Raw genomic sequence first — 11,164 nt, forward strand, 5'->3', positions numbered from 1 at the left:
TATTGCTGCGCTTCAAAAAATCTTTTTAAAGCAATCTCTTACGCAACAAGCAGCTATTCAGAACCATTCCAAATAATATAATGATAATGAGATGATAGCGTTACACCTCTTTTTTTTGTAAATTCGCAGCTAACAGATATTTTATTACCTTTTAAACACAGATTATCAATGGCTTTTGATATAGAAATGATCAAAAAGGTGTATGCAAACTTTGGCGAACGTGTAGATGCGGCTCGTGAATTAGTTGGCAGGCCTTTAACACTTTCAGAAAAGATATTATACGCACACCTTTGGGACGGAAAATCGAATAAGGCATTTGTACGTGGTACTGATTATGTAGATTTTGCCCCAGATAGAGTGGCGATGCAAGATGCAACGGCACAAATGGCGCTATTACAGTTTATGCAAGCTGGCAGACCAAAAGTTGCAGTACCATCTTCTGTACACTGCGATCACTTAATCACTGCCAAATTAGGCGCCGAAATAGATTTGCCTCATGCAAAAACAGAAAGTGCAGAAGTTTTCGACTTTCTTTCTTCGGTTTCTAACAAATACGGCATTGGTTTCTGGAAACCAGGTGCAGGTATCATTCACCAAGTAATTTTAGAAAACTATGCTTTTCCGGGCGGTATGATGATTGGTACCGATAGCCACACCGTAAATGCGGGCGGATTAGGCATGTTGGCCATTGGTGTTGGCGGTGCCGATGCCTGCGATGTAATGGCTGGATTACCTTGGGAGCTGAAATTCCCTAAATTAATTGGCGTGAAGTTAACCGGAAAATTAAACGGTTGGACTTCGGCTAAAGACGTAATTTTAAAAGTTGCCGGTATTTTAACTGTAAAAGGCGGAACGGGCGCTATTGTAGAATATTTTGGCGACGGCGCCATTAACTTAAGCTGTACCGGCAAAGGAACCATCTGTAACATGGGTGCAGAAATTGGTGCTACTACCTCTACTTTTGGTTACGACGAGAGCATGGAGCGTTATTTACGTGCTACCAACCGTGCCGATGTAGCTGATGCTGCCAACGCTGTAAAACAACACTTAACTGGCGATGCCGAAGTTTATGCGGAGCCTGAAAAATATTTCGATCAAATTATTGAAATTAACTTAGACGAATTAGAACCTTATTTAAACGGTCCGTTTACGCCAGATTTAGCTACCCCTATTTCTAAAATGAAAGAGGTTGCTGCTGCCAACGAATGGCCAACCAAAGTAGAGTGGGGCTTAATTGGTTCTTGTACCAACTCGTCTTACGAAGATTTGTCTCGTGCCGCCTCGGTAGCTAAACAAGCTATTGCAAAAGGTTTGGGCAAAAAAGCTGAATTTGGCATTAACCCAGGTTCTGAGCAAGTACGCTACACCGCAGATAGAGATGGTTTCTTAGCTACTTTTAAAGATTTAGACGCTACTATTTTCACCAACGCCTGCGGCCCTTGTATTGGTATGTGGGACAGAACCGGCGCCGAAAAGCAAGAGAAAAACACCATTGTACACTCGTTTAACCGTAACTTTGCTAAACGTGCCGATGGCAACCCTAATACTTACGCTTTTGTAACTTCACCAGAGTTGGTTGCGGCCTTAGCCATTGCCGGCGATTTAAGCTTCAATCCGCTTACGGATACCTTAACTAACGATAAAGGCGAGCAAGTAAAATTAGATGAACCAACAGGCTTCGAATTGCCAGCAAAAGGTTATGCTGTAGAAGATGCAGGCTACCAAGCTCCGGCAGAAGACGGCTCTAACGTAGAAGTTAAGGTTTCCCCTACTTCGCATCGTCTGCAACTGCTAGATCCTTTCGCACCTTGGGAAGGTACAGATTTAAAAGGCTTGAAGCTATTAATCAAAGCTAAAGGTAAATGTACTACCGACCATATCTCGATGGCTGGCCCATGGTTAAAATTCCGTGGTCACTTAGACAACATCTCTAACAACATGTTAATTGGGGCGGTAAATTACTTTAACGATAAAACAGACGATATTAAAAACCAATTGACTGGCGAGTACGGACCTGTTCCTGCTACGCAACGTGCCTACAAAGCAGCAGGCATTGGCTCTATCGTTGTTGGCGATGAAAACTATGGCGAAGGTTCATCTCGTGAGCACGCAGCCATGGAGCCTCGTCACTTAGGTGTACGTGCGGTATTGGTAAAATCTTTTGCCCGTATCCACGAAACTAACTTGAAAAAACAAGGTATGTTAGGCTTAACTTTTGCAGACAAAGAAGATTACAACAAAATTCAAGAGGATGATGTAATCGATATCTTAGGCTTAACAGAATTTGCGCCTAACAAGCCATTAACTTTGGTATTGCACCATGCAGATGGCTCTACAGAAACTTTTGAGGTAAACCACAGCTACAACGAACAACAAATTGAGTGGTTTAAAGCTGGCGGAGCCCTGAATATCATCAGAAAAGAAGCTGCCGCAAAAGCTGCACAGGCTTAGTAGTCCGTTAGTTCTCTCGTCATTTCGACTAAAGGAAATCTAACGCTTAGTATTAAAACCCAATTGACTTGATGTTAATTGGGTTTTTATTTACAACCTAATACCTGACCACTAATTCCTTACCACTTTATGAGAAGAGCAATTATACTGCTGCTATTTCCCGAAAGTCTTGCTGTTCATTCCAACTCCTCGCCTTCCGCCAGCTGGCGGATCGGCTGCGGGGTTTCCATTGCCATCAAGTCTATTTAACTTCTGGTATTGCTGTTATAATTTACAAATCGTCTACTTTCTTTATAGCCTTCCAATCCCAAACTCCATAAATTGTTTTTTCTAATACAACAACGTAATTTACTTTATTATAATTAAACTGCCTACTAAATATATTTCTGTCTATAGTATCTAAAACATTTTTATGCTCATACTTAAATGCTTCAAATATCAAATAATTTAATTTATCTTTCTGTGTTATTGGTAATTTTGGAATAAAAGTTAAATCTTTAGCTCGTCTGCTATAACCCCACCAGTAAGCAAAAAGCAGAGGCAAAAAATAGAAAAAGTAGTAATATTCAATTTTGTCCATGTCTTATTTTCTTTAGCAAGTTAAATACTTTAAGCCTTAAACTAAAAACCGATGCTGAAATAAATTCTGCATGACGGGGCAAAAATATAAGTTACCCTGAATTTATTTCAAGGTTTGCCCAGCAATTGTACAACTAACACCCCCCAAAAAAAACATATTACAACCCTTCCAAAGCCTCGTCCTCAGCTAAAAACTGCTCAATAGCATGAACATCTTTTTCAAAAACATGTAACTGCACTCCACTTATCGAAGTATTAAAAACCGGATAAACCAATGCCACATTTTCACCTGAAAGAAAACATTCAAAACCAGCATCTAGCAAACGAGTTTTCACAATATTCGCCTCCATTGGATTTTCGAAAGTTTTGTAAACTACTATTTTATTCTCTGTCATAAGATCTAGTTAAATTCGTGTCCACACTTATAACAATGATAACACTTATTTGCTTTAAAAGGATATATGGTCATCAAAATAGAGAGCACTACAACCCACCAGCTATGCTTATTTTTAGTTGCCAAACCATAGCTTACATTGGTAGAGCCGCAGTTTTCACAAGCTACTGCTTTAGCCCCATCTTGCTCAACTTCTATTTCTGGCACTTCGAGCGCTACATCATCTGCCAGTAAAACGTTAATTTGTTCTACATCTTTCTCGAAAACGTTTAGCTTAACACCGCCTATTGCCTGGTTAAAAAGTGGCTGTATCGTTGCTACATTTTCATCGGTTAAAAAACAGCGAATACCTGCATCTTCCAATTTTGCTTTAATGATATTGGCTTCTATGGGGTTATAAAAAGTACTGTAAACTATTATTTTATCGCTCATTCCCATAAATATAGCTATTTATTTCGACAAAAATTCTTGCCACCAATACCCCGATTGTTTGATGGTGCGTTGCTGTGTTTTAAAATCGTTATGCACCAAACCAAAACGAGCCTGATAGCCTTCGGCCCATTCAAAATTGTCCATCAGTGTCCAAGCTAAATAGCCTGTAATATTTACGCCTTCACTTTTGGCTTTTAGTAAGGCTGCTAAATAAGCTTTAAAATAAGCAACTCTTGCCTGATCATCGACCTTTCCATCTACTAAATGGTCTCGATAGCAAGCACCATTTTCGGTAATCATGATATTTTTAATTTCTGGATAGGCCGCAAACTGTTTAATGATACGATAAAAACTGTTGGCATTTACTTCCCATCCCATAGCAGTATGCAGAACTCTCCTATTTTTAGCCTTTATTTCTCTACCCTAAACCTATTTGCTTTAACAAAATTGCGGCATTAAACTTAGTACAAGGTCCTTGTTTAATCAAATAATCAAATTCCATTTCGTTAGCTGCCAACTGAATATCAAAGTGGAAATTACGCACCGCAGTTGGGTGTACCTGTTCTAGTTCTGAAAGTTGCAGGTCGTGGGTTGCGAATAAGGTTGGTGTACCTATGGTAATTAACTTTTCGATAAAGGCTTTAGAACCATCAAATTTGTCTTTACTGTTTGTTCCTCGTAACATTTCGTCAATTAAAACAAAGGCATTGGGGTTTTTCGCTACTTCAACCAAAATCATTTTTAAACGATTTAACTCTGCTTTAAAGGTAGAAGTGCTTTCTATCAAATTATCTTTGATACGCATATAGGTTAACAAACGAAAGATAGACAAGTTTAGCTGCTTTGCACAAACGGGCGCACCCGCATAAGCCAATACCATGTTAATGCCAATAGTGCGTAAAAAAGTGCTTTTACCAGCCATATTAGAACCTGTAATGATATCCACCGTAGGTGTTTCTTTTAAGCTGTAAGTATTATCTACCCTTTTGCTAGCAGTAATTAACGGATGCCCCAAGGCTTTGGCCTGTAAAGAAAAATCATCGTTGATAACTGGAAAGCTCCAATTAGGGCGGTTGTGATTTAATGTAGCGATAGAAATGAGTTCTTCGAAGTAACCAATGCGATCTAAACCGTGCGCCACCTGGTCACCTACATTTCTACACCAATCTCCCAATTTAATACAGCATTTTAAATCCCAAAGTAAAAAGAAGTTAAGAATGGCGTACAGCAGGAAATTCAATCGGGCATCAAACTCCACAATAATCTTAGCTAAGATTTTAATATGGGTGCTTACTTTTTCGTCAGAGTGGAATAGTCTTTTGATGTAATTGCTCCTCCAAACACGCTGTTCTGTCCACTCAATGGCATCGGCATAGCTACTTAGCATACCCGAACTACCACTAAACCCATAATAAACAGTGGTAATTTGCTTAGCATAATAATAGGTTAGCATAGCATTAGCAAAAGTTATTAGGCCAAAAAAGCTCCAAAGTGCACCACCAAAAACTAATGCGGCTAAGCACAATAGCGACATGAAATAAGGCACCAATTTCACATAGATTTTCAGCAGCTTATTGTCAGTAAAAGCAACTTGCTTTAACAATTGATTTCCGAGTTTATGCTTAATTTCTTCAATTTTATTTACTTCATGTCCTTTTAAGTTAGCTCTAAAAACAAAGGTACTATCTATATGTTCGGTTAATTCTTTAACGGCTTCTTGACGCTCAACAATGGTGGCTAGATTACTAACTGTAGCCAAATGTTTTGCCAATTCTTCTGTTCCAATTTTAGAGATACCCCTGTTAATCAAAGCATAAAGTGATGATTTTCCGAAAATATCCAAATCGGAAAGGTAAGCGTGGCTTTCGTCTTCAAACGCAGTACCGTCGTCGTATCCGTTAGGCTTGCCTTGCAATAACGCAATCTCGTTTTCAAATACCCAAAGTAAGTGCTGATGGAACTTATATTCTTTTTCTAATCTATTTTGTTGCCTCACTACCGCAGCAAAAGTAAAGATTGGCACTAATAGCAGCACCGTCCAAATAATATGGGCAATAGTTCCTTCAGAGCTAACCAAACCCACAAAAAAACCAATTTCTACTAAAAGCAATGCCACCCGCACCAAAGAAAGCTGATCTACTTTTTTCTTTAGCGCAGCAATGTTTATTTCTTGATCTTTAGCTAACTGCTCGTATTTTTTTAATCTATCTAGCTCGGTATTTAACATTATATTTGAAGAATTAAGCTGTAAAGATAAAAAACACAATCATTAGATGAAGATTACCTTAATTGCCATCGGAAAAACGGAAGACAAATATTTGATAGAGGGTATTGACAAGTATCTCAACAGACTAAAACATTACATCAACTTCAGTTTGGTAATTATACCTGATGTAAAAAATACCAAGAACCTTACCGAAGCGCAACAAAAAACCAAAGAAGCCGAATTAATTTCGAAACAATTGAACAATAGCGATGTGGTGGTGCTATTAGATGAAAAAGGCAAGAAATATAGCTCTGTGCAGTTTTCAGCTTACCTTAACAAACAAATGGTAGGCAGTGTGCAAAATCTGGTTTTTGTTATTGGTGGCCCCTACGGTTTCGACGAAAGTATTTACAAAAGAGCAAACAGCAGTATCTCGCTGTCAGACATGACGTTCTCGCACCAAATGGTACGCTTATTTTTTGTAGAGCAACTTTACCGAGCTTTTACTATCTTGAAGAACGAACCTTATCATCATGAATAAAACAACACGTTGCTTATTATTTTTAATATTAGCTACAAAAATATGTTACTGCAAAGCATTTGAAAGTGTAAACCATTACAGGAATGCAACAGACATGCTACAAACTGAAAAAGATCCTGAAATTTTATACCGTAGTGCAATTGACCATTACTTAAAAAATAATTTCAAAGCCTCTATTCGCGATTTAAATGAGTTCATTAAATTAAAGCCCAATAATGCACAGGCTATTTTAACAAGAGCTAACGCTCATAGAAAACTAAAGAATTACACCTCGGCAATTAACGATTACGGATTGGTTATTAAGCTAAAACCAAAGTTAGAAGAACCTTATTTTCAGCGGGGTGCATTAAGAGGATACCAAAAAGATTTTACTGGAGCTATAGAAGATTTCTCTTCGGCCATTAAATACAATCCAAAAAATGCTGGAACTTACATAAATAGAGCTTTAGCCAGACTAAACATCAAACAAAAAGATTTAGCCTGCGTTGATTTAAAGAAAGCCATTAGTTTAGGCAACGAGCAAGCAAAAGGCATCCTAGAAAGGTATTGCAAATAGCAGCTATGGAAAAACAGCATACAAAGCATCCCTTATAAAAAGTAAGAATTACCGACAAAGATTGGCAGAGTTCTCATCAACCACTAAAAACAAATAATTAAAAAGATGAAATTACCAGACGATTATAAAAGAAACTACCGCTTTAAAACCGACAATACTAACGAGCAAAAAATGATTAGAATTGTAATTGTATTGGTTGTGTTAGGCTTAATAGCGTGGTACCTAGCAGAGTATTTCGCATAAAAAAGCCAAACTTTCGTTTGGCTTTAATATCAAATAAACACCATTAAGCTCCTCTTTTTGATGGCATAGTTGCTTTTTTAGCAGGTGCCGCAGTTTTTGCAGTTGGTGCTTTAGCAGCCTTTGCCTTAGGGGCAGCTTTTGGTTTAGCCTCTACTTTATCTTCTACCTTAGGCGCATCTTCTTCGGTACCCGGAGCAGCTTCGGTAAACAAAGGCATATCTTTTAAAAAATTGTACCAAGTTAAAATCTTCTTCATATCAGAAGCATAAACTTTCTCCTGATCGTGGTTTGGTGCAACTTCTACAAAGAATTTTCTTAACGTATTACCGTCAGCTTTAGCATCTGGAATAGCAGTTTTTGTAGCTGCTATATTTGCTAAAACATCGGTTAACTTCAATTCTTCGTCTTCTCCGTAAATCGTAATATCTTCTAAAGAAGCTAATTTAGTGTTAGTAAGATTAGCAACAATTTTTAACTTTTGTGCATCAAGCCCTTCTAGCACATAGCCCGCCTTATTTTGTCCAATTAACTTGAACAAGCCTGGCCTGCCCGAAACAGATACAATTCCTCTTAAATTCATATATTTTTGAGATTTGAGAAATGAGATATGAGAAATGAGAGATAATCTCAAATCTAACATCTCAAATCTAATGTCTTATTAATCTTCTACTACTTCTATTGTTAAAATTTTATCGCCTTGGCGAATTTCATCAACCAAATCAACGTTTTCTACCACTTTACCAAAACAAGTATGGTTACGGTCTAAATGTGCCGTATTATCTCTGCTATGGCAAACAAAAAACTGCGAACCTCCTGTATTTCTACCTGCATGAGCCATAGAAAGCACACCTCTATCGTGATATTGGTTATCGCCATCTAATTCGCAATCAATTTTGTAACCCGGGCCACCAGTACCTGCCATACCCGCTGCGCCATCCTTAGAATTAGGGCAGCCACCTTGTATAACGAAATTAGGAATTACACGGTGAAATGCTACACCATCATAAAATCCTTCTTTAGCTAATTTTTTAAAGTTGGCAACTGTATTTGGAGCATCTTTTTCATAAAACTCCACGGTCATGTCGCCTTTTACCGTTTTTATAATCGCTTTACCCATGTTCTATTTTTTTATAAAGAACGCAAATTTAAACAAATTAATTAAATGTGAGCTTAGCTTGGTACAATGATGAGATAATATGGAAATTTAGGGTACTGCTAATCGGTTTCGATAGCCCCGCTTTTCGCTAAAAGTTTTTTGTTAACGATACTACCGTTTACCTGGCCATCGTAACAAGAACAAAAAAGCTTTCCGCTGCAATCGGGTTTAGGCACAGCGGCCACCAAAAAACCAACCAGCCAACAAACTAAACAACCAACATACAACATTTTACTTCTTCACGTGCTACTTTTAGCTAAAAATTTTAACTTCGTGTATATGCAAGGCAAAAAATTAATCCTTTTGGTTTTCTTACTGTTTCTTCAAATAGCTACCCAGGCAGCTTCCGTTTTGATCTATATGGACGAAGGCCAGAAAAACCACCTAAAAGCCTACGGCATTGCCTATTGGTGTATTAAACAAGGAACCGAGGTAGATTGGCTATTGAATTATCGCGGTGGTAGTTTTTTAGTAAAATACGCCAAAACAATTGAAGATGAGCTTAAAATTAGGGGCGTTTCTTACGAAGTACTTGCCGACGGAAAAGTAAGTGCTATCCTTAACGAGATTAGCGATCCGGCCGTAAATATGGAAATGGTAAAATTAGAGAAAGCACCAAAAATTGCGGTTTACTCCCCTAAAAGCAAACTTCCATGGGACGATGCCGTAACATTGGTATTAACTTATGCCGAAATTCCGTACGATGTAATTTACGACGACGAAATACTTAAAGATAAACTAATTACCTACGATTGGTTGCACCTGCACCACGAAGACTTTACGGGGCAGTACGGCCGTTTTTGGGCAAACTTTAGAAATACTACTTGGTACCAAGACGATGTAAAGAACCAAGAAGCAGCTGCTAAAAGAAATGGGTTCCAAAAAGTTTCGCAAATGAAGCTGGCAGTAGCTAAACGCATTAAAGAATTTTGTGTAGGTGGAGGTTTTTTATTTGCCATGTGTTCTGGCACAGATAGTTTTGATATTGCATTGGCCGCCGAAGGTGTAGATATTTTAGAAAGTATGTTCGATGGCGACGGCATGGATCCAAATGCACAAGCGAAATTAGATTACAACCGAGCAGTAGCCTTCAGCAATTTCAATTTAGACATGAACCCCTACAACTACGAATTTTCTGACATCGATGTTACCCAAACACGTACCGGTTTCGATAAAAGCAATGACTATTTTACCTTGTTTGATTTTTCTGCCAAATGGGATTTAGTACCAACTATGCTTACCCAGAACCACGAAAAAGCAATTAAAGGATTTATGGGGCAAACTACCGCCTTTCGCAAAAGCTTGGTAAAGCCCAGCATTACCGTGTTGGGAGAAAACAAAGCAGGGGCCGAAGTACGTTACCTACATGGCGAAGTTGGCAAAGGCCAGTTTAGCTTTTACGGCGGCCACGACCCCGAAGACTACCAACACCAAGTAGGCGATCCGCCAACCGATTTAAGCTTACACCCTACTTCGCCAGGCTACCGATTAATTTTGAACAATGTGCTGTTCCCTGCGGCAAAGAAAAAACCACAGAAAACGTAAAAGTGCACTAACAAACCTCAAGAGCTTTAATTGTAGGTTCCCATCACAATTATTTTTTGGCATAAACAACTATCAAAAAGTAAATACATCCTTTTTACTTTATTTTCTGATATGCTAAACAACTTGTATGCTTTTGTAAACACCGTGTTACAATTATCTAGTTAGCGAATAGGCTTTCTTAAAACATACCTATACAACGCCATCAAGGGCACTTTTTACTTATTTTGCCATTTCTTAACAAGTCAATTGGCATAGGTTTTGGAGTTTTCGGGTTGTTGGAAATGGTTTCAACCTGAAAATGAAATGTTATGAAAAAGATATTATTAATTGGAACCGCTCTCTTATTTTCTAGCTCGGCTTTATTTGCTCAATCTGGAAACACGATGAGCGGAAGCGACTGTAGAATTGGAATAAAAGCTGGAGTAAATTTAAGCACAATTAGATACAGTGGATTTGACGGAGCTACATTATTAAACGATGTTACTAAACAAAATGCAGGTTATAACTTTACCGTTTTTGGAGATTTTGGGGTAGGCAATAATTTTTTTATCCAGCCTGGAATTTCCCTACAAAATAAAGGCACAAAATTAGAGGGGTCTTTTGATTTAGGAAACAATACTGTTACTGGGACTAATCAAACTAACGTAATGGCTATTGAAGTACCAATTAATGCAGTACTTAGAATTCCAACAGGTCAGGCTGGTGCTTTACAAATTAGCGCTGGACCGTACATCGGTTTCAATATTGATGGTAAAAGCACAGTAACAGTAACTGATGGTCCAGGTTCTGAATTGGGAAAACAAGAAAACAATTTAAAATTTGGAAGTAAATCTGACGATAATTTATCAAGTACTGATTTCGGTGCAAACTTTGGGTTAGCTTACCGCTTAAATAATGGGTTTATGTTCGGCGGAAACTATGGACTTGGTTTAAGTAACTTGGTGCCTAAAGATAATAGAGATGGAAACAGCTCTAAAGCGGCAAATAGAGTAATAGGCTTTAGTGTGGGCTACTCATTTTAATTAATCTAACGTGAGTTTTTGGGTGTTATTTTTAGGCTA

General features: G+C 38.1%; 13 protein-coding genes. 6 read left to right on the plus strand and 7 right to left on the minus strand.

The features are described from left to right. The first annotated feature begins 168 nt into the window (after positions 1–168). Positions 169–2,451, plus strand: coding sequence for an aconitate hydratase (locus B3I52_RS12835; RefSeq protein ID WP_293301849.1), 2,283 nt, complete (start codon positions 169–171; stop codon positions 2,449–2,451). A gap of 271 nt (positions 2,452–2,722) precedes the next feature. Here B3I52_RS12835 and B3I52_RS12840 read toward each other — a convergent pair whose 3' ends face one another. The 5 genes from B3I52_RS12840 to B3I52_RS12860 form a co-directional block, all read right to left on the minus strand. Then, a complete protein-coding gene (locus B3I52_RS12840) occupies positions 2,723–3,031 on the minus strand; it encodes a hypothetical protein (protein ID WP_293301851.1) in 309 nt (102 codons plus the stop codon). Between the two features lie 157 nt (positions 3,032–3,188). Further along, on the minus strand, positions 3,189–3,425 hold the full coding sequence (locus B3I52_RS12845) for a putative signal transducing protein (protein WP_293301853.1): 237 nt from the start codon (positions 3,423–3,425) through the stop codon (positions 3,189–3,191). A 5-nt stretch (positions 3,426–3,430) separates the two neighbouring features. Beyond that, positions 3,431–3,856, minus strand: a complete 426-nt coding sequence (locus B3I52_RS12850) for a DUF2007 domain-containing protein (protein WP_293301854.1) — start codon at positions 3,854–3,856, stop codon at positions 3,431–3,433. Positions 3,857–3,874: 18 nt separating this feature from the next. Then, positions 3,875–4,270, minus strand: a complete 396-nt coding sequence (locus B3I52_RS12855) for a family 1 glycosylhydrolase (protein ID WP_414691879.1) — start codon at positions 4,268–4,270, stop codon at positions 3,875–3,877. Positions 4,271–4,274: 4 nt separating this feature from the next. Next, positions 4,275–6,083 carry a MutS-related protein gene (locus B3I52_RS12860; protein WP_293301857.1) on the minus strand — a complete coding sequence of 603 codons (1,809 nt, stop codon included), beginning with the start codon at positions 6,081–6,083 and terminating at the stop codon, positions 4,275–4,277. 46 nt (positions 6,084–6,129) lie between these two features. On the opposite strand from B3I52_RS12860, the gene rlmH reads away from it, so the two are divergent. The 3 genes from rlmH (at position 6,130) to B3I52_RS12875 (ending at position 7,402) form a co-directional block, all read left to right on the plus strand. After that, entirely contained in the window at positions 6,130–6,603 is a 474-nt protein-coding gene (gene rlmH, locus B3I52_RS12865) for a 23S rRNA (pseudouridine(1915)-N(3))-methyltransferase RlmH (RefSeq protein ID WP_293301859.1), read from the plus strand. Then, on the plus strand, positions 6,596–7,159 hold the full coding sequence (locus B3I52_RS12870; protein ID WP_293301860.1) for a tetratricopeptide repeat protein: 564 nt from the start codon (positions 6,596–6,598) through the stop codon (positions 7,157–7,159). Before rlmH ends, B3I52_RS12870 begins: the two co-directional genes overlap by 8 nt. 105 nt (positions 7,160–7,264) lie before the next feature. Next, entirely contained in the window at positions 7,265–7,402 is a 138-nt protein-coding gene (locus B3I52_RS12875; protein ID WP_293301862.1) for a hypothetical protein, read from the plus strand. A gap of 43 nt (positions 7,403–7,445) precedes the next feature. On the opposite strand, the gene B3I52_RS12880 is transcribed toward B3I52_RS12875, so the two are convergent. Together B3I52_RS12880 and B3I52_RS12885 are read right to left on the minus strand one after the other, a co-directional pair. Continuing rightward, entirely contained in the window at positions 7,446–7,982 is a 537-nt protein-coding gene (locus B3I52_RS12880; protein WP_293301864.1) for a DUF5606 domain-containing protein, read from the minus strand. 78 nt (positions 7,983–8,060) lie between these two features. Continuing rightward, entirely contained in the window at positions 8,061–8,519 is a 459-nt protein-coding gene (locus B3I52_RS12885; RefSeq protein WP_293301866.1) for a peptidylprolyl isomerase, read from the minus strand. 399 nt (positions 8,520–8,918) lie between these two features. Here B3I52_RS12885 and B3I52_RS12890 point away from each other — a divergent pair, with 399 nt between their 5' ends. Both B3I52_RS12890 and B3I52_RS12895 read left to right on the plus strand, forming a co-directional pair. Beyond that, on the plus strand, positions 8,919–10,103 hold the full coding sequence (locus B3I52_RS12890; RefSeq protein WP_293301871.1) for an asparagine synthetase B: 1,185 nt from the start codon (positions 8,919–8,921) through the stop codon (positions 10,101–10,103). Between the two features lie 308 nt (positions 10,104–10,411). Beyond that, positions 10,412–11,125 (plus strand): porin family protein, encoded by a 714-nt coding sequence (locus B3I52_RS12895; RefSeq protein ID WP_293301867.1) that lies wholly within the window; start codon positions 10,412–10,414, stop codon positions 11,123–11,125. The last annotated feature ends 39 nt before the right edge of the window (positions 11,126–11,164 follow it).

Source organism: Pedobacter sp. UBA4863 (assembly GCF_002399615.1).
GTDB lineage: Bacteria > Bacteroidota > Bacteroidia > Sphingobacteriales > Sphingobacteriaceae > Pedobacter.